This window comes from Bradyrhizobium sp. LB14.3 (assembly GCF_040547985.1).
In the GTDB taxonomy this organism is placed as follows: Bacteria; Pseudomonadota; Alphaproteobacteria; order Rhizobiales; family Xanthobacteraceae; genus Bradyrhizobium.
This window is the reverse complement of the sequence record NZ_JBEPQT010000001.1, coordinates 514,195-535,046: the sequence shown is the minus strand read 5'-3', so window position 1 is coordinate 535,046 and position 20,852 is coordinate 514,195. Positions and strand designations below refer to the sequence as shown.

Annotated in this window: 18 protein-coding genes; 9 read left to right on the top strand and 9 right to left on the bottom strand. The window is 65.0% G+C overall.

Features of this window, described 5'->3' with window-relative positions; all coding sequences use genetic code 11:
• The first annotated feature begins 24 nt into the window (after window positions 1-24).
• From ABIB00_RS02495 to ABIB00_RS02475, 5 genes are read left to right on the top strand one after another with little or no spacing between them, the layout of a single operon-like run.
• Complete coding sequence (locus tag ABIB00_RS02495; RefSeq protein ID WP_354103259.1) at window positions 25-1,761, top strand: dipeptide ABC transporter ATP-binding protein; 1,737 nt, start codon at window positions 25-27, stop codon at window positions 1,759-1,761.
• Window positions 1,762-1,776: 15 nt separating this feature from the next.
• Window positions 1,777-1,956 (top strand): DUF4089 domain-containing protein, encoded by a 180-nt coding sequence (locus ABIB00_RS02490; protein WP_247339199.1) that lies wholly within the window; start codon window positions 1,777-1,779, stop codon window positions 1,954-1,956.
• Window positions 1,957-1,963: 7 nt separating this feature from the next.
• Complete coding sequence (locus tag ABIB00_RS02485) at window positions 1,964-3,358, top strand: AtzE family amidohydrolase (protein WP_354103258.1); 1,395 nt, start codon at window positions 1,964-1,966, stop codon at window positions 3,356-3,358.
• 1 nt (window position 3,359) lies between these two features.
• Window positions 3,360-3,752, top strand: a complete 393-nt coding sequence (gene hpxZ / locus ABIB00_RS02480; protein ID WP_354103257.1) for an oxalurate catabolism protein HpxZ — start codon at window positions 3,360-3,362, stop codon at window positions 3,750-3,752.
• A 4-nt stretch (window positions 3,753-3,756) separates the two neighbouring features.
• Entirely contained in the window at window positions 3,757-4,479 is a 723-nt protein-coding gene (locus ABIB00_RS02475) for a GntR family transcriptional regulator (RefSeq protein WP_354103256.1), read from the top strand.
• Window positions 4,480-4,601: 122 nt separating this feature from the next.
• On the opposite strand, the gene atzF is transcribed toward ABIB00_RS02475, so the two are convergent.
• Window positions 4,602-6,407, bottom strand: coding sequence for an allophanate hydrolase (gene atzF / locus ABIB00_RS02470; RefSeq protein WP_354103255.1), 1,806 nt, complete (start codon window positions 6,405-6,407; stop codon window positions 4,602-4,604).
• A 205-nt stretch (window positions 6,408-6,612) separates the two neighbouring features.
• The gene (locus ABIB00_RS02465) at window positions 6,613-7,107 is read right to left on the bottom strand and encodes a MarR family winged helix-turn-helix transcriptional regulator (protein ID WP_354048258.1); all 495 of its coding nucleotides are present in this window, start codon (window positions 7,105-7,107) and stop codon (window positions 6,613-6,615) included.
• Between the two features lie 152 nt (window positions 7,108-7,259).
• Here ABIB00_RS02465 and ABIB00_RS02460 point away from each other — a divergent pair, with 152 nt between their 5' ends.
• Window positions 7,260-9,110, top strand: a complete 1,851-nt coding sequence (locus tag ABIB00_RS02460; RefSeq protein ID WP_354103254.1) for a feruloyl-CoA synthase — start codon at window positions 7,260-7,262, stop codon at window positions 9,108-9,110.
• Between the two features lie 371 nt (window positions 9,111-9,481).
• Here ABIB00_RS02460 and ABIB00_RS02455 read toward each other — a convergent pair whose 3' ends face one another.
• Window positions 9,482-9,988: a MarR family winged helix-turn-helix transcriptional regulator gene (locus ABIB00_RS02455; RefSeq protein ID WP_354103253.1), complete on the bottom strand. Its 507-nt coding sequence runs from the start codon at window positions 9,986-9,988 to the stop codon at window positions 9,482-9,484.
• Window positions 9,989-10,071: 83 nt separating this feature from the next.
• Between ABIB00_RS02455 and ABIB00_RS02450 the strand changes: the two genes are divergently transcribed.
• Together ABIB00_RS02450 and ABIB00_RS02445 are read left to right on the top strand one after the other, a co-directional pair.
• Window positions 10,072-11,280, top strand: coding sequence for a cytochrome P450 (locus ABIB00_RS02450; protein WP_354103252.1), 1,209 nt, complete (start codon window positions 10,072-10,074; stop codon window positions 11,278-11,280).
• A 44-nt stretch (window positions 11,281-11,324) separates the two neighbouring features.
• Window positions 11,325-12,536: an ABC transporter substrate-binding protein gene (locus ABIB00_RS02445; protein ID WP_354103251.1), complete on the top strand. Its 1,212-nt coding sequence runs from the start codon at window positions 11,325-11,327 to the stop codon at window positions 12,534-12,536.
• Between the two features lie 128 nt (window positions 12,537-12,664).
• On the opposite strand, the gene ABIB00_RS02440 is transcribed toward ABIB00_RS02445, so the two are convergent.
• Window positions 12,665-13,927, bottom strand: coding sequence for an NAD(P)/FAD-dependent oxidoreductase (locus tag ABIB00_RS02440; RefSeq protein WP_354103250.1), 1,263 nt, complete (start codon window positions 13,925-13,927; stop codon window positions 12,665-12,667).
• Window positions 13,928-14,234: 307 nt separating this feature from the next.
• Between ABIB00_RS02440 and ABIB00_RS02435 the strand changes: the two genes are divergently transcribed.
• Window positions 14,235-15,407, top strand: coding sequence for an ABC transporter substrate-binding protein (locus tag ABIB00_RS02435; protein ID WP_354103249.1), 1,173 nt, complete (start codon window positions 14,235-14,237; stop codon window positions 15,405-15,407).
• Between the two features lie 155 nt (window positions 15,408-15,562).
• Here ABIB00_RS02435 and ABIB00_RS02430 read toward each other — a convergent pair whose 3' ends face one another.
• From ABIB00_RS02430 to ABIB00_RS02410, 5 genes are read right to left on the bottom strand one after another with little or no spacing between them, the layout of a single operon-like run.
• Complete coding sequence (locus tag ABIB00_RS02430; protein ID WP_354103248.1) at window positions 15,563-17,434, bottom strand: bifunctional sugar phosphate isomerase/epimerase/4-hydroxyphenylpyruvate dioxygenase family protein; 1,872 nt, start codon at window positions 17,432-17,434, stop codon at window positions 15,563-15,565.
• A complete protein-coding gene (locus ABIB00_RS02425) occupies window positions 17,431-18,168 on the bottom strand; it encodes an ABC transporter ATP-binding protein (RefSeq protein ID WP_354103247.1) in 738 nt (245 codons plus the stop codon). Before ABIB00_RS02425 ends, ABIB00_RS02430 begins: the two co-directional genes overlap by 4 nt.
• Before the next feature lie 11 nt (window positions 18,169-18,179).
• Window positions 18,180-18,923 (bottom strand): ABC transporter ATP-binding protein, encoded by a 744-nt coding sequence (locus ABIB00_RS02420; protein WP_354103246.1) that lies wholly within the window; start codon window positions 18,921-18,923, stop codon window positions 18,180-18,182.
• Window positions 18,920-19,918 (bottom strand): branched-chain amino acid ABC transporter permease, encoded by a 999-nt coding sequence (locus ABIB00_RS02415; RefSeq protein WP_354103245.1) that lies wholly within the window; start codon window positions 19,916-19,918, stop codon window positions 18,920-18,922. The genes ABIB00_RS02420 and ABIB00_RS02415 overlap by 4 nt, the downstream gene beginning before the upstream one ends.
• Entirely contained in the window at window positions 19,915-20,790 is an 876-nt protein-coding gene (locus ABIB00_RS02410; protein ID WP_247338755.1) for a branched-chain amino acid ABC transporter permease, read from the bottom strand. Before ABIB00_RS02410 ends, ABIB00_RS02415 begins: the two co-directional genes overlap by 4 nt.
• Window positions 20,791-20,852: the final 62 nt, after the last annotated feature.

Below are 20,852 nucleotides of genomic sequence, written 5' to 3'. Positions count from 1 at the left end.
GACGTTTTTGTTTGGGAGGCACCCTTGACCGCCCGGCCCCTGCTCGACGTCCAGGACCTCACGGTCGAATTCAACACCCGCCGCGGCATCGTCAAGGCGGTGCAGCACGTCAACATCTCCGTCGCCAAGGGCGAGACGCTTGCCATCGTCGGCGAGTCCGGCTCCGGCAAATCGGTGACGTCGTATGCGGTGATGCGCATCCTCGACCGGGCGGGCCGAATCGCCGAGGGCTCGGTGATGTTCTCCGGGATCGACGTCAAGGCCGCGACCGAAGACCAGATGCGCGACCTGCGCGGCCGCGAAGTCTCGATGATCTTCCAGAACCCGCGCGCCGCGCTCAATCCGATCCGGAAAGTGGGCGACCAGATCGAGGACGTGCTGCGCACCCATGTGCAACAGGCCATGGTTTCGGACCGCGGAGAAAAGGCGATCGAGGCGCTGGAGCAGGTCAAGATCGCCCGCCCGCGCGAGCGCTATCACGCCTATCCATTCGAGCTGTCCGGCGGGATGTGCCAGCGCGTCGTCATCGCGCTCGCGCTCGCCTGCAATCCACAGCTTTTGATCGCGGACGAACCGACGACTGGATTGGACGTCACCACGCAGAAGGCGGTGATGGACCTGATCGTCGAGCTGACCAAGCGCAAGGCGATGTCCACCATCCTGATCACCCACGATCTCGGCTTGGCCGCCGCCTATTGCGACCGCGTCGTGGTGATGGAGAAGGGCCGGGTGGTCGAGACCGCAAAGGCCGCCGACATCTTCGCCAACCCGCAGCACCCCTACACGAAGAAGCTGATGCGCGCGACGCCTCGGCTCGGCGTGAGCTTGCGGGATCTGTTGCCGGAGGAGGAGGGCTCAGCTGTTCTGGCCGCGCCTGACCCGGCCATCCACCAGGCGTGGCAAGACGAGGCCAGGAAGAGCGACCAGCCCCTCCTGCTCATCGACAAGCTGGTCAAGGAATATCCCCGCCAGGGCGCCACTGCCACGCTCGGCAAATTGTTCGGCCGCAAGCCGCCGGTCGAGCCGGATGTGTTCCGCGCGGTCGACGGCATCAGCTTCTCGATTGGTCATGGCGAGAGCGTCGGCCTGGTCGGCGAGTCCGGCTGCGGTAAATCGACCACGTCGATGATGGTGATGCGGCTCTTGGACCAGACCTCGGGCCTGATCCAGTTCGACGGCGAGGACATCGGCGGCATTGCGCCGGCGGGATTTGCCCGGCTGCCGCAACGCAGCCGTATCCAGATGGTGTTCCAGGATCCGACCGACAGCCTCAACTCGCGCTTTACCGCCGCACGCGCCATCATCGACCCCATCATGCAGCTCGGCGACGTCAGGGGGCGCGATGCGCTGCGCACCCGCTGCGAGGAACTGGCCACCATGGTGGGCCTGCCGCTCAATCTGCTCGATCGCTTCCCGCATCAATTGTCGGGCGGCCAGAAGGCCCGTGTCGGTATTGCCCGCGCCATCGCCCTGCACCCTAAACTCGTCATTCTGGACGAGCCGACCGCGGCGCTCGACGTCTCGGTGCAAGCCGTGGTCCTCAATCTGCTTCAGGACCTCAAGGCACGGCTAGGTATGAGCTATTTGTTCGTCTCGCATGATTTGAATGTGGTGCGCTTGTTGTGCGATCGTGTCATTGTCATGCGGTCGGGTCGAATCGTCGAGGAAGGCTCTTCCGACAGAGTTTTGAGCGATCCGCAGGACGACTACACCAAGGAGCTGCTGACGGCGATCCCGCATCCGCCGTCGCCGGTGCACTGATTGTTTGGGAGCGTGATGGCCGAACCGCTGGACGATTACATCGACGCCGTATCGCAGGCGCTGGCATTGCCGGTCGAGGACGCTTGGCGACCGGCCATTCGCGCCAACCTCGAAGTCTCGTTGCGGCTCGGCCGCCTCGTCGACGAATTCGCGCTGCCGGACGAGACCGAGCCGGCGCCCGTGTTCACGGTCTGACGCCGCCATGACGACAAAGCCAGAGATGACAGCTTCCGATATCGCGAGCGCGGTTGCGGGCCGCAAAATGTCGGCGCTCGATGCGACCGAAGCAGCGCTTGCGCGCATCAAGCAGCACGACACCATCCTCAATGCGTTCACCGACATCACCGCCGATCGCGCCCGTGCCAAAGCGCGCGCGATCGACGCCGATATCGCCGCCGGCAAGTCCGTCGGCCCGCTCGCCGGCGTGCCCTTCGCGGTGAAGAACCTGTTCGACGTCGCGGGCCTCGCCACACGCGCAGGCTCGAAGATCAACCGAGACCGCGTGCCCGCCACGCGCGATGCCACGCTGATCGAGCGCATGGAGGCCGCCGGCGCCGTGCTGGTCGGTGCGCTCAACATGGGCGAATACGCCTATGACTTCACCGGCGAGAATGTCCATGACGGTCCCTCGCGCAATCCGCATGACACCACGCGAATGAGCGGCGGCTCCTCCGGCGGCTCGGGCAGCGCTGTCGGCGGCGCGCTGGTGCCGATCGCGCTCGGCTCTGATACCAACGGTTCGATCCGCGTGCCGTCCTCGTTCTGCGGCATCTTTGGTTTGAAGCCGACCTATGGCCGGCTGTCGCGCGCGCGGTCGTTTCCGTTCGTCGCGAGCCTCGATCATCTCGGCCCGTTCGCGCGCTCCGCCACCGATCTCGCTCTGGCCTATGACGCGATGCAGGGCCCGGATGCTGACGATGCCGCCTGCACGACGCGCGGGTTGGAGCCGACGCTGCCGCTGCTCGCCAATCCGGTTTCGGACCTGCGCATTGCGATCGCCGGCGGGTACTTCCAGCAGAATCTGTTTCCGGAAGCCGTCGAGGCTATCGGCCGCGTCGCCAAGGCGCTGGGCGCAACGCGCGTGGTGGACGTGCCCGAAGCCGCGCGCGCCCGTGCCGCGGCCTATGTCATCAGCACCACCGAAGGCGCCTCGCTGCATCTCGATCGCCTGCGCAAGCGGCCGAACGATTTCGATCCAGCCGTGCGCGACCGGTTGATCGCGGGCGCCATGGTGCCGGCGCCGCTGGTCGACCGCGCCCAGAAATTCCGTCGCTGGTATCGCGCGCAACTCGCCGAGGTCTTCAAGTCCGTCGACGTGTTGCTCGCCCCCGCGACGCCTTGCACCGCGCCAAAGCTCGGCCAGGTCAATTTCAGCCTTGGCGGCGTTGAGCTGCCGGTGCGCGCCAACATCGGTATCCACACCCAGCCGATCTCCTTTATCGGCCTGCCCGTGGTCGCCGTGCCGGTGCCGCTCGAGCCGCTGCCGATCGGCGTGCAGATCATCGCCGCGCCCTGGCGCGAGGACATCGCGTTGCGTGTCGCGTACGCGTTGGAGAAGATGGGCGTCGTCGCCGCGCCCAGCCCAAAAGGATTTTGAGATGGAGATCGATCTCCCCGACGTGATCGCGGAAGTCAAAGCCGCGTTCGACCGCTACGAGCAGGCGCTGATCACCAACGACGTCGCCTTGCTCGGCGAGCTCTTTCGCAACGATCCCCGCACGCTGCGCTATGGCATCGGCGAGAACCTCTACGGCTATGAGGCGATCTCCGGCTTTCGAGCCGGGCGCTCGCCGGTCGGCCTCAACCGCCGCACTGCGAAAACCGTGATCACAAGCTATGGCCGCGACACCGCGGTCGCCTCCACCCTGTTCTATCGCGACACGGTGCCGGGTAAGGTCGGCCGGCAGATGCAGACCTGGGTAAAATTCCCGGAGGGCTGGCGCGTCGTCGCCGCCCATGTCAGCATCATCGACGAGTCGAAAGAGACCTGATCGTATGACGCTTGACGACCTTCCGCAGGGAACACTGCCGGCCGAGCCGGTGGTGCCGCGCGTCGATCGGGCGTCGCCTTCGGTGCAGAAGGTCACGCGCGCCGAGGAGCTGCGCCTGCAGCTCGCCGACGAGATCGTGCGCGGAGCCCTTGCCCCCGGCGCGCCGCTTGACGAAACCGACATCGCGCGCCGCTTCAGCGTTTCGCGCACGCCGGTGCGGGAAGCACTGCGCCAGCTCGTGGCAAGCGGCCTCGTCGAAGCGCGCGCCCATCGCGGCGCGGTCGTGGCGCAGCCTTCATTCGAACGGCTGACAAGCATGTTCGAGGCGATGGCGGAGCTGGAGGCGCTCTGTGCAGGTCTTGCGGCCGAGCGCATGTCTGCCGTCGAGCGCCACGGCCTGGAGGCCATCCACGAAGAGCTGCGGGTCTTGAGCTACACCGGCAATCCCGATCGTTTCCACGAGGACAACGAGCGCTTCCATAACGCGATCTATGCGGGATCGCAGAACGGCTATATCGCCGAGATCACGCTGGCGACCCGCGCCCGCGTTCAGCCGTTCCGCCGCGCCCAGTTCCGCAACCTCGGACGTCTCGCCAAATCGCAAGCCGAGCACGACCGCGTCGTCGTCGCCATCATGCGCGGCGACAAGCAGGGCGCCGCCGCCGCGATGCGCGCGCATATCGAGCTGGTGCGCGGGGAGTACGAGATCTACGCGGTGTCGGTGTGATCTCCTCATCCTGAGGAGCGGCCGAAGGCCGCGTCTCGAAGGATGAAAGGCCGAGATGCAGCCGCGTGGCCTTCATGGTTCGAGACGGCGCCTGCGCGCCTCCTCACCATGAGGAGATGCACCTATCCCGTCGCCTTCTCCGCCATATACTTTCGCCAACCGCCATAGTCCGTAATGTCGCGGGCGTCGCCCAGCACTTCCGGCTCGACGAGAAACCCCTTCACGGTGCGGCCGTCGGCCAGCCGCACTGTGCCGATCGCCATCGGCGCGGGGATCGCGTTGACGAACTTGCCGAAAGCGGACGACGACAGCGACCATATCTCCAGCTCGATCGACGCGCCCTTGCCTGCTTCGACGCGCAGCATGCCCGGCTTCGGCGGCGTGGTCTTCAATGCGTAGAGCTTGTAGTCAGCCGCGGTCCTAGTCGCCTCGATCAGGTGGCCGTTCAGCGCTTTCAGCTCGCCGTTCAGCGCCATGCCTGACAGATGCGCGCCGACGACGGCGACCGGAATTTCATCGACGCTGGTCGCGGCAAGCGGCGCGAGCGGAGACTGCGCCACGCCCCTTGCGCCAAGCGTCAGCTCCGTAGCCGCATGAAACACGCGCCCGATGCTCGCGAGCAACGCGTCGTGGCCGGCGGGCGCAAGCAGCGTGATGCCGAATGGAATGCCGTCGTCCCGCATCGCTGCCGGCACCGCGAGACCGCAGAGGTCGAGCAGATTGACAAAATTGGTGTAGGTGCCGAGCCGGCTGTTGAGCTCGACCGGATTGGCCAGCACCTGAGCGGTCGTATAGACCGTCGGTGCCGTCGGCAGCACCAGCGCGTCGACGTTTGCAAACGTGCGTTCGGCGATCTTGCGCAGGCCCTGCAAGCGGTAGAGCGCGGAGAAGGTCTCCGCCGCCGTCAGCCGCGCGCCGGCCACGGTGATCTCGCGCGTCACCGGATGGATCGCATCCGGCGCGGACGCCAGCAGGTCGCGGATCACGAGATAGCGCTCGGCAACCCACGGTCCCTCGTAGAGCAGCCGCGCTGTCTCGTAGAACGGCTCGAGGTCGAACTCGACGAGCGTTGCGCCAAGCGCGGTCCAGCGCTTCAGCGCATCGCTAAAGGCCGCTTCCGCCTTCTTGTCGCCGAAAAAGATCAGCTGTCCGTTGCGCGGCACGCCGAGACGCAGGTTTGCCGGGAGCGGCGTGATCGCGCCCAGCCGCCGATCGCGCGAGAACGGATCGGCCTGGTCGGGGCCAGTCATCACGGAGAGCGCCAACGCGGCGTCGTCCACGGTCAGTGCGAACACCGAGATGCAGTCGAGCGTCCGGCAGGCCGGCACCAGGCCAGCGGTCGAGATCATGCCGAGGCTCGGCTTCAGCCCGACGATGTTGTTGAGCATCGCCGGCACGCGCCCGCTGCCGGCGGTGTCAGTTCCCAGCGACAGCGGCACCAGCCCGGCGCCGACGGCGGTGGCCGAGCCCGAGCTCGATCCGCCGGGAATGAGATCATCGCGGATCGAATTGCGAGGAATGCCATGAGGGGAGCGTACGCCGACGAGGCCGGTCGCGAACTGGTCGAGATTGGTCTTGCCGATGATGATGGCGCCGGCGGCGCGCAGCCGTTGCACCGCGGTCGAATCATGCGTCGGCGTATACGAGAAGGCCGGGCAGGCCGCGGTGGTCGGAAATCCCAGCGCGTCGATATTGTCCTTCACCACGACCGGCACGCCATAGAGCTGCAGGCTGGCGGCATCCTTCGTGGCGAGCTTCCCGGCCTCCGTGATCGCGTCCTTTTCGTCGCGCAGGCTGATGAAAACGGCCGGATCGTTGTGATCGCGGATGCGCTGATAGGTGCGCGCGACCGTCTGCGCCGGCGTGAGCGTGCCCGCGCGATGCGCAGCCACAATCGCGGCGATCGTTTCAGGCTGCTCAGCACCCATTCCAGCCCTCATGGCGACAAAACTCCGGCTACGGCTCTTCACCCGGATCGAAGCAAGCGATGTGCCATTGTGTACACGATCCGGGCAGGACGAGTGCTCCGGATATTGTCGGGGGATCAGTGGCTTGAGGGATATTTCGAGGGTCGGGTGGCCGTCGTGCCAGCGCCCTGCCGGGGGCATTTGCATAAATAGTGGGCAGTCTGGGTCAGGTGAAGTCAGCGAGGATCCGCAGCAGCCGTTCCCGGTTCTCCTTGCCGATCCTGTCCTCGACATGCCGCTCGTGCTCCGCGGCGAGGCGCTTGAATTTCGCGAGCGCCGTCTCGCCTTGCGCGGTGAGGTGCAGGGCATGGGAGCGCCGGTCGGTCTTCGATCTGACCCGCTTCACGAGCCTGCGCTGTTCGAGGCTGTCGAGCAGATGCACAAGCCGCGCGCGCTCGATGCCGAGGCGCTTGGCCACCGCCATCTGCGACAGGCCGGGATTGGCGCCGATCACCGTCAGCACCGAATATTGCGTCGGCCGGATGTCGACATTGCCGAGCGTTTTGACGAAGTCCTGGAAAATCCAGATCTGGAAGCGCCGCACCGCATAACCGGCGTGGCCGACCAGTGCGTCGAGGCCGATTTCGTCCGCGTCGTTCCGCGGCGTTGCGCCGTTGGCCGCACGCTTGCGTGGGAAAGTCTGGGCTGCGGTGGTTGTCACGTCGGGTCTCCTGCCGGGCCATTGTTGTAGCGTCTTCGCCGTGCCAGCGGAAGATTGTTGTTGACGACAACAATTGCCACGCCCAACATTATGGCCAACGCGGCCCGCGACGAGGCTGCGGCCGATCCCGGCTTCCGGGCGAGGAGGAAACCATGACAGCCGCCCCACGCGGTGATGCTTCGAGCCTGTTCGCGACGCCCAAAACCGTTGCCGAGCATCGCGCCGACGGCAGCATCGTGCTGCGCTCGCCCGACCCCTTGCGCGATGGCGCACGCTGCATCGGCGACTGGCTGGAGCAATGGGCGCGGCAGAGGCCCGATGCGATTTTCCTCGCGGAGCGCAGCAGCACCGAGGCGCCATGGACCACCGTTACCTATGCGCAGGCGCTGCGCCAGGTGCGCGCGGCGGCGTCCTGGATTTTGGCGCGGGGGCTCAGCGCAGAGCATCCGCTAGCGATCCTCTCCGACAACAGCATCGATCATGCGCTGCTGGCACTTGCGGCCCAGCATGTCGGCGTGCCCTCGGCGGCGATCTCGCCAGCCTATTCGCTGATGTCAAAGGACTTTGACAAGCTCAAGAGCATGATCACTCTGCTTGAGCCCGCCGCGATCTATGTCTCAGCAGTGAAGCCGTTTGCGGCGGCGATGGCCGCGATCAAGCCCCTGCATCGTGCGCAGATCATCAGCGGCAATGCAGACGATATCGATGCGCTGGCCTTCGGCACCATCGCGGCAACGCCCGAGAGCCCCGAGGTCGCAACGGCCTTCGCCGCGGTGACGCCCGATACGATCGCAAAATTCCTGTTCACCTCGGGCTCGACCGGTGCGCCGAAAGCCGTGATCAACACCCAGCGCATGCTGACTTCCAGCCAGCAGGCCAAGGCGCAGACCTGGACCTTTCTCGAGCAAGCTGGCAGCGATCTCGTCATTCTCGACTGGCTGCCCTGGAGCCACACGTTCGGCGCCAACCACAATTTCAATCTCGTGCTGCGCAATGGCGGCTCGCTCTATATCGACGGCGGCAAGCCTGCGCCGGGCCTCTTTGCGACGTCACTCGCCAATTTGAAAAGCGTGATGCCGACGGTCTATTTCAACGTGCCGCGCGGCTTCGACATGCTGATCGCGGCGCTGCGCGGCGACGAGGCGCTGTGCCGCCGCTTCTTCGGCGAGGTGAAGTTCGCGTTTTACGCCGGTGCCGCGCTGCCGCAAAATCTATGGGACGCGATCGAGGAGCTCTCCGTCAAGACCGTTGGCCGCGCGATACCGATGGTCTCGGCGTGGGGTTCAACCGAGACCTCGCCGCTGGCGACCGACTGCCATTTCCTCGCGGAGCGCTCGGGCAATATCGGCGTGCCGATTCCCGGCACCGAATTGAAGCTCGTTATCTCCGGCGACAAGCTGGAGGTGCGCGTGCGCGGCCCCAACGTCACGCCGGGTTACTGGAAGGCGCCGGAGCTAACCAGGCAGGCGTTCGACGAAGAGGGTTTTTATCTCATCGGTGACGCCGTGAAGTTCGCCGACGCCGGGCGGCCCGAGCGCGGCCTGTTCTTCGACGGCCGCGTCGCGGAGGACTTCAAGCTCAATTCCGGCACCTGGGTCAATGTCGGCACGCTGCGCGTCGCCGGCATCGCCGCGCTGGCGCCGCTCGCGCAGGACATCATCGTCACCGGTCATGGCGGCGACGAGGTGCGCTTCCTGGTGTTCCCGAACATCGCCGCCTGCCGCGTTCACGCGGGTTTGCCCGAGACGGCAGGTGCGAACGACGTGCTCGCGCATGAAAAGGTCAGAGCGGCGATCGCGCGGGGTCTCGCGAAACTGAGGCAGCAGGGGGCCAATTCCTCCGGCCACGCCACGCGCGCACTGCTGCTCGCCGAGCCGCCGTCGGTGGACGGCGGGGAGATTACGGACAAGGGCTACATCAATCAGCGCGCCGTGCTGACGCTGCGCGCCAAAGCGCTGGCGCGGTTGAACGACGATGCGCCGGGGGAGTGGATTGGTCCGTAGCGGTTGTTTGGGCCCGTGCCCCGGACGCAGCGCAGCACGCAGTGGTGCGCTGCAGAGCGGGGGCCTATCTCGCTCAGTGCGCGCGGTCGCATGGATCCCGGCGCTGCGCAGCAGCGTTTCACGCTGCAGCGCGTCCGGGACACGAGAGTTGGGCAAGCCCAATTACGCCAGCGATTCTGCCGCAATATCTTTGCCGAATTCTTTTGTTGCCTAAGCAACTAACTTGTGCGAACCGTTCCGGACAAGGATGATGGCTGGAGCAACCGCCGCGTCTGATCTCGGAGGGAGCAATGCTCGGCAGAGAGGGTGCCGCGGGCGAGTGCCGGCGCATGCCTGGACGTGACAGGGGTCCGCGCCCGCTGCGCGGCGCGTCAGGTCTCGGTGCCGCCGGTGACCGCGCCGAGATTCTCGTGCAGGCGGCGCAACAGGTCGATCAGCACCTCGCGCTCGTCCTTGCCCAGACAAGACAACAGGCGTCGCTCGCGCTCGAATGCCGCGACGATCACCTTGTCATGGGCGGCGCGGCCCTTCGCCGTCAGCGAGATCGAATGGGTGCGCCCGTCGTTGGGGTCGGTGCGGATCGACACCAGCCCCCGCTTTTCGAGGCCCGCCAGCGTCCGGCTCACCGGGCCCTTGTCGAAACCAATGACGTGGCAGATTCGCGAAGCGGGAATGCCGGGCTCGATCGCCAGCAACGACATGATCCGCCATTCCGTGACGTTGACGCCGAACTGCCGCTGATAGAACGCGGTGGCGCTATTCGAGAGCTTGTTGGCGATGAAGGTGATGAACGCCGGGACGTAGCGATCGAGATCGAGCGTCGGCCCCGTCTCCGCGGGCGCAGGTTTTTGGCGGGCTCTGGTCGAAGACGGCGGCATATCGGGATTCTGTCTCGCGGCGTGTCCGGAGACCTAAAGGTAAGCGCGGCCCTTTCACAAGATCAAAATGAGGGAGGACTTCAATGAGTGCACCCGGCTCTGCCGCATCGGCCGTCCCGCATCTCGACGTCGATCCCTTCGACATGGATTTTTTCGCCGATCCTTATCCGACGCATGAATTGCTGCGAGAGACAGGTCCGGTCGTTTATCTCGACAAATGGAAACTCTACGGCGTAGCGCGCTATGCCGAGGTTCATGCCGTGCTGAACGACCCCGCGACGTTCTGCTCCAGCCGCGGTGTCGGTCTCTCCGATTTCAAGAAGGAGACGCCGTGGCGGCCGCCCAGCCTGATCCTCGAGGCCGATCCTCCCGAGCACACCCGCACCCGTGCCGTGCTCTCAAAGGTGCTGTCGCCGACGGTGATGAAGGGGCTCCGCGACCGCTTTGCCGCGGCAGCGGAAGCGCGTGTGGACGCGCTGCTGGAGAAGCGCAGCTTCGATGCCATAACGGACCTCGCCGAGGCCTATCCGCTGTCGATCTTCCCGGATGCGCTCGGGCTGAAGCCTGAGGGCCGCGAGAATCTCATTCCCTATGCGAGCCTGGTGTTCAACGCCTTCGGCCCGCCGAACCAGTTGCGCAAGGAGGCGATCGCGCGCTCGGCGCCGCACCAGGCCTACGTCACCGAGCAGTGCCAGCGCGACAATCTCACGCCCGGCGGGATCGGCGCCTGCATCCACGCCCATGTCGACGAAGGTGCCATCACCGCCACCGAAGCGCCGCTGCTGGTGCGTTCGCTGCTGTCGGCCGGCCTCGACACCACCGTCAACGCCGTCGGGGCAGCGGTCTACTGTCTCGCGCGCTTCCCTGAGCAGTGGCAGCGCCTGCGCAACGATTTCACGCTGGCGCGCAACGCTTTCGAGGAGGCCATTCGTTTTGAAAGCCCGGTGCAGACCTTCTTCCGCACAACAACGCGCGAGGTCGAACTGTCAGGCGCGACCATCGATGAGGGCGAGAAGGTGTTGATGTTCCTGGCTGCCGCCAATCGCGATCCGCGGCGCTGGGACAAGCCCGACAGCTACGACATCACCCGCCGCACCTCCGGCCATGTTGGTTATGGCTCAGGTATTCACATGTGCGTCGGCCAGCTGGTCGCGCGGCTCGAAGGCGAGACAATGCTCGCGGCGTTGGCCCGCCGGATCGCAAAGATCGAGATCACCGGCGCTCCACAACGTCGCTTCAACAACACGCTGCGCGGGCTCGACAGCCTGCCTGTGACCATCACGCCGGCCTGACGCTGCTGGCATCGAAAACAATAAATACGACAGGGGAGGGAACAATGAAGAACTTGAAGTGGACACTTGCGCTGGCTGCGAGCTTGATCGGCGGCGCGGCAAATGCCGAGATCTCGGACAATGTCGTGCGCGTCGGCGTGCTCAACGACATCTCCGGCATCTTCCAGGACACAAACGGCATGGGTTCGGTCGAGGCCGCGCGCATGGCTGCCGAGGATTTCAACGGCGGCGGCAAAGGCATCAAGGTCGAGATCGTCTATGCCGATCACCAGAACAAGGCCGATGTCGGCAACGCCATCGCGCGCAAATGGCTCGATGTCGAGGGTGTCGACGCCATCGTCGACGTGCCGAACTCGGCCGTTGGTCTCTCCATCAACACGCTGCTGCGCGACAGCCGCATGACGTTCCTGGCGTCGTCCACCGCGAGCTCCGATCTCACCGGCAAGGCCTGCTCGCCCAACACCATCCAATGGGTCAACGACGCCTGGGCCACCGGCAATACGACAGCGGCCGCGATGATGTCGCGCGGCGGCAAGAACTGGTATTTCCTCACGGTCGATTACGCGCTTGGCAAGGGCATCGAAGCGGAAGCCCAGAAATACATCGAGGCGCATGGCGGCAAGGTGTTGGGCTCCAGCAAGCATCCGCTCGGCACCTCCGATTTCGCGTCCTTCCTGTTGCAGGCGCAGGGCTCGAAGGCGGAGGTGATCGGGCTCGCCAATGCCGGCGGCGACACCATTAACGCGGTGAAGCAGGCCGCCGAGTTCGGGATACAGCAGGGCGGACAAAAACTGGTCGCCTTCCTGCTCTTCATCAACGACGTCCATGGCATGGGTATCAAGGTCGCGCAGGGCCTTCAGCTCATGGAAGCCTTCTATTGGGACATGAACGACGACACCCGCGCCTTCGCCAAGCGGTTCGCCGCCCGGCCGGGCATGAACGGCAAGATGCCGAGCGGCAACCAGGCCGGCGTCTATGCGTCCACGCTCGCTTATCTCAATGCGGTCGCCGCGACCGGCAGCGACAGTGCCAAGGACGCTGTGCCCGAGATGAAGAAGTTCAAGGGCAAGGACAAGCTGTTCGGCGACACCACGATCCGCCAGGACGGCCGCGTCGTGCATCCGATGTATCTGTTCGAGGTGAAGAAGCCGGAGGAGTCGAAATATCCGTACGACTATTACAAGCTGGTCTCGACGATTCCCGCGGAGCAGGCGTTTCGGCCGCTGGCGGAGGGCGGGTGTGAGCTGGTGAAGTAGGGTCTCGTGCCCGGACGCAGTGCGGCGCGTAGCGCTGCGCTGCAGAGCCGGGGCCCACAGGTCTGGGCCCCGGCTCTGCGTCGCGTCATTTCATGCCGCGCCGCGTCCGGGACACGAGAGGATGATCCCTACACCACCTTGCTGCTTCCCTGCGTGATCAGCCGCGCGGCGCGCTGGTCGCGGGCGTAGATCCAAAGCCAGCTCAGCGCGACGCTGAGGCGGTGGCGCAAGCCGATCAGGAAGTAGATGTGGGCGATGCCCCAGATCCACCACGCGACGGTGCCGCGCAGTTTCACCTTGCCGAAGTCGATCACCGCGAGCCGTTTGCCGATCTGCGCAAGGCTGCCGGAGTGCTTGTAGCGGAACGGGCCTGTCGGCTCTCCGCGCAGCCGGGCCTTGATGCTGTCCGCGACGTGACGGCCCTGCTGCTTGGCGGCCGGCGCGATGCCGGGCACAGGCTTGCCGTCCCAGGCGTTGATCACAACGGTGTCGCCGATCGCAAAGATTTCGGGATGACCGGGGATGGTGAGATCGGCCTCCACTTGCACGCGTCCGGCACGATCGGCCGGCGCGCCCAGCCACTCAGCCGCAGGCGAGGCGCGGACGCCGGCGGCCCAGATCTTGGTTTTGGCATCGAGCCGCGTGCCGCCGAAAACCACGCCTTCGCGGTCGATCTCGGTGACGGCCTTGCCAAGTACGACCTCGACGCCGATCTTTTCCAGCGAGGCCTGCGCATAGGCCGAGAGGTCGTCGGCAAAACCTGCCAGCACGCGCGGCCCCGCCTCGATCAGCACCACGCGCGCTTTCGTCGTGTCGATGTTGCGGAAATCGCCGGGCAAGGTGTGGTGCGCCATTTCGGCAATGGTGCCGGCAAGCTCGACCCCGGTGGGGCCGGCGCCGACGATGACGAAAGTCAGCCGCGCCGCGCGCTTTTCCGGATCGGTCTCGCGCTCGGCGCGCTCGAACGCCACCAGGATGTGACGGCGCAGCGTGGTCCCGTCCTCCAGTGTTTTGAGACCCGGCGCGAACTGCTCCCATTCGTCGTGGCCGAAATAGGCATGCCGCGCGCCTGTGGCGAGCACCAGCGTGTCGTAAGGCACCTCGCTGCCGTCGTCGATCAGCACGCAGCGCCTGTCGGCATCGACACCGCTGACGGTCGCAAACAGCGTCGTCACGTCGCGCCGGTCGCGCATCAGGTGCCGGACCGGCCAGGCGATCTCGCTGGTGGCGAGCGAGGCGGTCGCGACCTGATAGAGCAGCGGCTGGAACAGGTGATGGTTGCGGCGGTCGATCAGCGTGATCTCGACCGGGCTGCCGGCCAGCCGGTGGGTCGTCTCCAGTCCGCCGAAGCCGGCTCCGACGATGACGACGCGATGCGGTGTCGTGGTCATGATGCGCCCTCGAATCTCGCTGCTCTGTTCTTTCATTTAAGTGCGAATTGGGCGTCGCGGTCCAATAGCTGTCATCAATCGCCGGATAGGCCAAGTGTATCGAGTGTACCGATATCCCGCGAAAAAGCGCCGCAGCCCTCGCCGAAGTGAGTAGAACTATATTTCTTGCCATTCACGATTAGGGCGAATTATGGTGCAGGGCAGGCGCTGAGCCATTGGCGGCTCGACAGATTTTGCGTTCAATAGAGATTGACCCGGGGCGGCGATCACCCGTTTGCGGGCTTCAATAATAAGGAGGGGAGAGGCTATGAGGACGGCATTCTGGCTGGCGGGCGCAGCGGCGCTGGTGCTGGCAAACCCGGCATCCGCCGGCGACACCATCAAAATCGGCTTCGTTTCGACCTTCAGCGGCCCGACCGCCGTGATCGGCAACGACATGCGCAACTCCTTCGAGCTCGCGCTGGATCACATTGGCCGCAAGATGGACGGCAAGCCGGTCGAGGTGATCTACGAGGACGACGGGCAGAAGCCCGATGTCGGCAAGCAGAAGACCGAGAAGCTGGTGCAGTCCGACAAGGTCGATTTCATCGTCGGCTACATCTGGTCGAACGTGCTGCTGGCCTCGCTCAAGACCGCGGTGGATTCGCAGACCTTCCTGATCTCGGCCAATGCCGGCCCGTCGCAGCTCGCGGGCGATCTTTGTTCGCCCTACGTGTTCTCGACCTCCTGGCAGAACGACCAGACGCCGGCCGCCATGGGCCTTTACATGAACCAGAAGGGCGTCAAGAGCGTCTTCCTGATCGGCCCGAACTACGCCGCCGGCAAGGACATGCTCGCGGGCGTGAAGAGCACGTTCAAGGGCGAGGTCAAGGGCGAGGAATACACGGTGTGGCCGAGCCAGCTCGACTTCTCTGCCGAGCTCTCCAAGGCGCGCGCCTCGGGCGCCGAGTCGATCTTCGTGTTCTATCCCGGTGCGGCCGGCGTGCAGTTCCTCAACCAATATGCGCAGGCCGGGCTGAAGAGCACGATGCCGCTCTATACGGCTTTCACCGTCGACGAGCTGTCGCTGCCGCTGCAGAAGGAGAACGCGCTCGGCGTGCCCGGCGCGCAGGAATGGGTGAATGATTTGCCCAACGAGCAGAACAAGCGCTTTGTCGCCGACTACCGCAAGAAGTACACCGGCCTGCGCCCGACCTATTACGGCGCGCAAGCCTATGACGCCGCCCAGCTCATCAACAGCGCGGTGGTCGCGGTCAAGGGCGACACCAGCAAGAAGGACGCGATGAAGGCCGAGATGGAGAAGGCCAACTTCAAGTCGCTGCGCGGCCCCTTCAAGTACGGCAAGAACCACATCCCGGTGCAGAACTTCTATCTCCAGGACGTGGTCAAGGACGGCGAAGGGCAGCTCTCGCTGAAGACGGTCGCGACCATCGTCGAGAACGACCAGGATCGCTTCCACGACAAATGCGCGATGAAGTGAGGTCTCTGCTTTCCCTCTCCCCGCTCGCGGGGAGAGGGGCTCTCAGCTCTCTCCCCGTCATTGCGAGCGCAGCGAAGCAATCCAGAATCTTTCCGCTGAGGGATTCTGGATTGCTTCGTCGCAAGGGCTCCTCGCAATGACGGCGTAGAGAGAGTCTACACCCGCGGCATGCTCGCAGGCCGCACCTCGCGCGCCTGCGCGGCAAGCCTGATGCCGGCATTGGCCGCGCCAAAGCCCTGATAATCCCGGCGCTCCACGATCTCGAAAAAGAACCGCTCGTCGAAGATGTGGGTGTAGACCTGGAAGAATTCTCCGTCGCCTTCGCGATCGTAGAGGATGTGGTTGGCGCGCAGCTGCGCCATCAGCTCGGGTGCCAGATCGTACTTGGCTTCGATGTCGTCGTAGTAATTATCAGGGATATCGAGGAAATCAGCGCCGCGCTTGCGCATTTCCGCGACCGCCGCAAAAATGTCCCGGCACGTGAACGCGACGTGCTGCACGCCCGAGCCGAAAAACTCCGAGATGAAGCGCGCCGGCAGTGTACGATTGGCGGATGAGCCGTTGAGCACGAAACGCAGGCTCTGGTCGCCATTGATGACGGCCTGGCTCTGCACGAGCCCTCTGGGATCGGCGATCTCCATCTGCGGCAGACGCGTCAGGTCGAGGATCCCGGTGTAGAACAACAGCCAGGACAGCATCTCGTCATAGGGCATCGACTGCGCGATGTGATCGACGGCCAGCAGCGCGTCCGCGCCGGCGTCGCTCGCAATCGGTTCGAAATCCGTGTCCCAGTTCTTGCCGGCCTGATCCAGGAAATACAGCAGGCTGCCGCCGACGCCATGGATCGCGGGAATCTCGAGTTCGCCCGGCCCGACCGGCTGGTAGAAGGTGCGCGCCTTCAGTGTCTCGGCGCGTTGCATGGCAAGGCCCGCATTGTCGACCTCGAGCGCGATGGCGCAGACGCCGGGACCGTGCGTGACATAGTGCGAATGCGCAAAGCCGTCGGTCTCGGAGTTGATGACGAGCTCGACCTTGCCTTGCGACCAGCGTTCCACCGCCTTGCTGCGATGCTTGCCGGTCTTGCGGAAGCCGAGCTGCGAAAGCAGGTGGGCGAGTTCGCCGGCCTTGGTCTCGTTGACGGCAAACTCGATGAATCCCGTACCGCGACTTTTGGCCTTCGGCGCCAGGGGCTCGCTGATGAACTTTGGCCAATCCGGTGCAAGCTGGTCCTCCAGCAGGATCAGCGAGCGCAGGCCGTCGACCGCGGTCTGCATGGCCGAGCCGGCGCGGAACTGGTCGTTGAAGATCTCCAGCGACAGCGGCCCCGCATAGCCGGTCGCCGCGATCGCCGCCATGAACTCGCCGACCGGCAGATCGCCCTGGCCGGGGAAGGAGCGGAAGTGCCGGCTCCACGACAGGATGTCGAGCTCGAGCTTCGGCGCATCCGCAAGCTGGACCAGAAAGATCTTGTCGCCGGGGATCGAGGCCATCGCGCGAACCGGAAAGCCGGGGGCCAGCGCGTGAAAGCTATCCAGGATGACGCCGATCGCGGGGTGATCGGCGCGCCGCACGATCTCCCAGGCGTCGCGGTAGTCGTTGACGTGGCGTCCCCAGGCCAAAGCCTCGTAGCCGACGCGCAAGGACCGTTTTGCCGCGCGCTCGCCGAGCTCGCGAAAATCATCCGCGGCGCGGTCGATGCCGCCGAGCGAGCTGGGGGACACGTTGGAGCAGATCAGCAGCAGGTCGGTACCGAGCTCCTGCATCAGGTCGAACTTGCGTTCGGCGCGGGCAAAGTTGCGCGAACGCTGCGGCTCCGGCATGCCCTCGAAATCGCGGAACGGCTGAAATGCGCAAATCTCGAGATTGAGGTCGCCGCAGAGCTTTGCGATGTCGCGCGGGCTTGCGCCGAACGACAGCAGATCGTTCTCGAAAATCTCGACCATATCGAAGCCGGCGGATGCGATGGCGCGGAGCTTTTCGTCGATGCTGCCGGAGAGGGAGACCGTTGCGATCGAGCGTTTACTCATGCTGCGTTGTCCTCCATCGCGCCGCCGAGGAATAATTGTCCGATGCGGGGATCATTCAAAATGCGCTCGGCCTTGTCGATCATGCGGGTCTGGCCGAGTTCGAGCACGATGCCGATGTCAGAGATCTCCAGCGCCGAGCGTGCGTTCTGCTCGATCATCAGGATGGTGACGCCGCGATCGCGCAGGGATTTCAGGATGTCGAAGGTCTGCTGCACCATCAGCGGTGACAGGCCGATCGAGGGCTCGTCGATCAGCACCAGCTTTGGCTCGAGCAGCAGCGAGCGGGCGATTTCGAGTTGCTTCTGCTCGCCGCCGGACAATGTGGAAGCCTGCTGCGTCGATTTCCGCCGCAGCGCCGGGAACAGGTCGAGCGCGGCCTCGATCCGGCTCTGCAGGTCGATGCCCTTGCCCGCGGAAACGCCGCCGAGCTCGATGTTGTGGCGCACCGATAGCTCGGGAAAGATGTTGCGGCCCTGCGGCACGTAGCAGATCCCGGCATTGAGCAGCGCGCGCTGGCTCAAATTGGTGACGTCGCGGCCGGCAAAACTGATCTTGCCCTCGCGCAGCTTGAGCAGGCCGAAGATCGCCTTGAACACGGTGGACTTGCCGGCGCCGTTCGGGCCGATGATGGTGGTGATGGTGGCCTGCGGCACGGCGAAGGTCGTGCCGTTCAAAATCGTCATCTTGCCGTAGCCGCCGACGAGATTGTGAACCGAGAGGATCGGATCGCTCATGATGGCTCTCCCTAATGTCCGAGATAGGCTTCGATCACGGCGGGATCCTTGCGGACCTCGTCAGGTCGTCCCATCGCCAGCACCTTGCCTTCCGCCATCACCATCACGCGCGAGCACAGCGACATCACGAATTCCATGTTGTGCTCGATCACGACGAACGTGGCGTTCTTCTCGCGGTTGATCGCGACCAGCCGCTCCTTCAAATCCGTCAGCATCGACGGGTTGACGCCGCCGGCGGGCTCGTCGAGCAGCACCAGGCGCGGTCCACCCATGAAGGCCATGGCGGCGTCGAGTAGTTTCTGTTGGCCATAGGAGACTCCGCCGGCCGGCTCGTCGGCGAGATGATCGAGCTTGAAAAAGCCGATCATCTGGTTGGCGGCCTCCGTCAGTCCGGCATCGGAGCGGCCGACCAGGCGCGAGGCCATGCTGCCCTGGTGCTCCTGGCCTGCGAGGATCAGGTTCTCGCGCACCGAGAGCTTTGGAAACACCTGCAACAGCTGGAAGGTGCGACTGACCCCGAGCTTGTTGAGCTCGGCGGGGCGCAGGCCGGTGACCACCTTGCCGTCGAGCTTGACCTCGCCGCCTGATGGTGTGAGCTGGCCGAGAATGCAGTTGAACAAGGTGGACTTGCCGCAGCCGTTCGGGCCGATCAGGCCGAGGATCTCGCCTTCGCGCACGTCGAAAGAGACGCCGCCGACGGCACTGATGCCGCCAAAGTTCTTCTTGATGTCGGTGACTTCGAGGACTGCGCTCATTGCACCGTCTCCAGCCGGGATTTTGCGACGGCGCGTAGCGCGGAAGCCGCCTTGGTGCGGCGTTCGGCCAGATAGCGATCCAGGATTCCCAAAATGCCGGTCGGCGACCAGATCAGCAGCCCCATCACCGCGATCGCGTAGAGCATCAGATAATAGCCCTCGGTGAAGCGCAGCCATTCCGGCAGCAGCACGGCGATCATCGCGCCCAGGAACGGACCCAGGAAGAAGCCGGCGCCGCCGACGATCACCATCATCAAGAGGTCGAGCGAGAGCGACAGGTTGAACGGCACGGGATCGATATATTGCGTCAGCGGCGCATAGAGCGCGCCGGCCACGCCGCCGAGCGCCGAGCCGATCGCGAACGCCATCAGCGTATAGCGGCGCGTGTCGACGCCGAGCGATTGCGCGCGCAGCGGATTTTCGCGCAGCGCCATGAACGCGCGGCCCCAGGGTGAGCGGATCAGCCACCACACCGCCAGCGACACGATCGCGAGCGAGCCGAGGCAGACATAGTAGAACGGCAGCGGCTTGCTGGTTGGGATGCCGAAGATGTGCGGGCGCGGAATGTTGGAGATGCCGTAGATGCCGCCGGTGAGCCAGCTCTCGTTGCGAAACACCAGGAAGGCCAGCGTGGAGAAGGCGAGCGTGACGAAGGCGAGGTAGTGGTGCTGCACCCGCAGCGCGGGGTAGCCGAGCACCCAGCCGACCGCGAAGCTCAACGCGATCGCGACGACGATCGCCGCCGGCAGCGGCCAGCCATGCGTGGTCATGATCGCTGCCGCGTAAGCGCCGATGCCGACGAAGGCGCCCTGCGCCAGCGAGACCTGGCCGGCATAGCCGAGCGTGAGGTTGAGGCCCATGGCGGCGATCGCCATCACCGCCCACTGGCTCAGGATGAACAGGCCATAGCGGTTGAAGTTCATGGGGATGACGATCAGCGCGGCGATGACGAGGAGGCCGAGCGCGATCTTCAGAGGTTTGGCGAAGGCGCTCATACGGTGCGCTCCTCGGCACGGCCGAGCAAGCCCTGCGGCCGGAACAGGATGACGGCAATCAGGATGATCATCGGCACGGCGGCGCGGTACTGCGTCGAGACGTAGGCGGCGGCGAGATTGTCGAGCACGCCGATCAGGAGCCCGCCCGCGATTGCGCCGCGCACCTGGTTGAACCCGCCGACGATCGCGGCGATGAAGGCGGCCTGGCCCAGCACCTCGCCCGATGTAAATTTCGCAAGGTAGATCGGCGTGATCAACAGCGAGGCGAGCGCGACCAGAAACGCATTGATCAGGAAGGTCAGGAGGATCATGCGCTCGACCGGGACGCCGATGATGCGCGCCACCGTCGGGTTCTGCGCCGCCGCCTGCATCTGGTGGCCGAGAGAAGTTCGGTTCAGGAGCGCGGTCAGACCGGAGACAGCAAGGATGGCGAGGACGAGGACGCCGATGCTTTGCAGCGAGACGGCGTGGCCGAGGATGGAGACGTCGCCGGTCGGTACGATCGAGGGGAAGGGTGAGGCCTCGGCGCTGAAGAACTGCTTCACGGCCTCTTTGATGCCGATCGCGAGCGCCATCGTCGCGATCGCAAGCGGCAGCACGCCATGGCGCATCATCGGATCGACCAGCAGCATCTTGAAGGCGAGGCCCAGCAGCAGCATCGAGAGCAGGATGCCGAGGATGATCGCGAGCCAGAACGGCGCGCCGGCATGCATTGCTGCCAACATCAAAAATGCCGGCAGCATCACGAACTCGCCTTGCGCGAAATTGATGGTCTGCGAGGTCTGCCACAGCAGCGTGAAGCCGACCGCGACCAGCGCATAGATCGCGCCGGTGGCAAGTCCCGCGACCAGAAGATCGAACAGATTTGACATGGGTTCTCTTTGATCGTTAGAGCCCGAGTGAAAGCGCGTTCATGTCTATCACTCCCTCTCCC

Bases quoted from the DNA above. Each gene is read 5' to 3' on its own strand.
- hpxZ (WP_354103257.1), top strand. From the start codon at position 3,360: ATGGAGATCGATCTCCCCGACGTGATCGCGGAAGTCAAAGCCGCGTTC.
- ABIB00_RS02435 (WP_354103249.1), top strand. From the start codon at position 14,235: ATGAGGACGGCATTCTGGCTGGCGGGCGCAGCGGCGCTGGTGCTGGCA.
- ABIB00_RS02410 (WP_247338755.1), bottom strand. From the start codon at position 20,790: ATGTCAAATCTGTTCGATCTTCTGGTCGCGGGACTTGCCACCGGCGCG.
- ABIB00_RS02485 (WP_354103258.1), top strand. From the start codon at position 1,964: ATGACGACAAAGCCAGAGATGACAGCTTCCGATATCGCGAGCGCGGTT.
- ABIB00_RS02440 (WP_354103250.1), bottom strand. From the start codon at position 13,927: ATGACCACGACACCGCATCGCGTCGTCATCGTCGGAGCCGGCTTCGGC.
- ABIB00_RS02455 (WP_354103253.1), bottom strand. From the start codon at position 9,988: ATGCCGCCGTCTTCGACCAGAGCCCGCCAAAAACCTGCGCCCGCGGAG.
- ABIB00_RS02490 (WP_247339199.1), top strand. From the start codon at position 1,777: ATGGCCGAACCGCTGGACGATTACATCGACGCCGTATCGCAGGCGCTG.
- ABIB00_RS02445 (WP_354103251.1), top strand. From the start codon at position 11,325: ATGAAGAACTTGAAGTGGACACTTGCGCTGGCTGCGAGCTTGATCGGC.
- ABIB00_RS02425 (WP_354103247.1), bottom strand. From the start codon at position 18,168: ATGAGCGATCCGATCCTCTCGGTTCACAATCTCGTCGGCGGCTACGGC.
- ABIB00_RS02415 (WP_354103245.1), bottom strand. From the start codon at position 19,918: ATGAGCGCCTTCGCCAAACCTCTGAAGATCGCGCTCGGCCTCCTCGTC.
- ABIB00_RS02460 (WP_354103254.1), top strand. From the start codon at position 7,260: ATGACAGCCGCCCCACGCGGTGATGCTTCGAGCCTGTTCGCGACGCCC.
- ABIB00_RS02430 (WP_354103248.1), bottom strand. From the start codon at position 17,434: ATGAGTAAACGCTCGATCGCAACGGTCTCCCTCTCCGGCAGCATCGAC.
- atzF (WP_354103255.1), bottom strand. From the start codon at position 6,407: ATGGGTGCTGAGCAGCCTGAAACGATCGCCGCGATTGTGGCTGCGCAT.
- ABIB00_RS02420 (WP_354103246.1), bottom strand. From the start codon at position 18,923: ATGAGCGCAGTCCTCGAAGTCACCGACATCAAGAAGAACTTTGGCGGC.
- ABIB00_RS02475 (WP_354103256.1), top strand. From the start codon at position 3,757: ATGACGCTTGACGACCTTCCGCAGGGAACACTGCCGGCCGAGCCGGTG.
- ABIB00_RS02450 (WP_354103252.1), top strand. From the start codon at position 10,072: ATGAGTGCACCCGGCTCTGCCGCATCGGCCGTCCCGCATCTCGACGTC.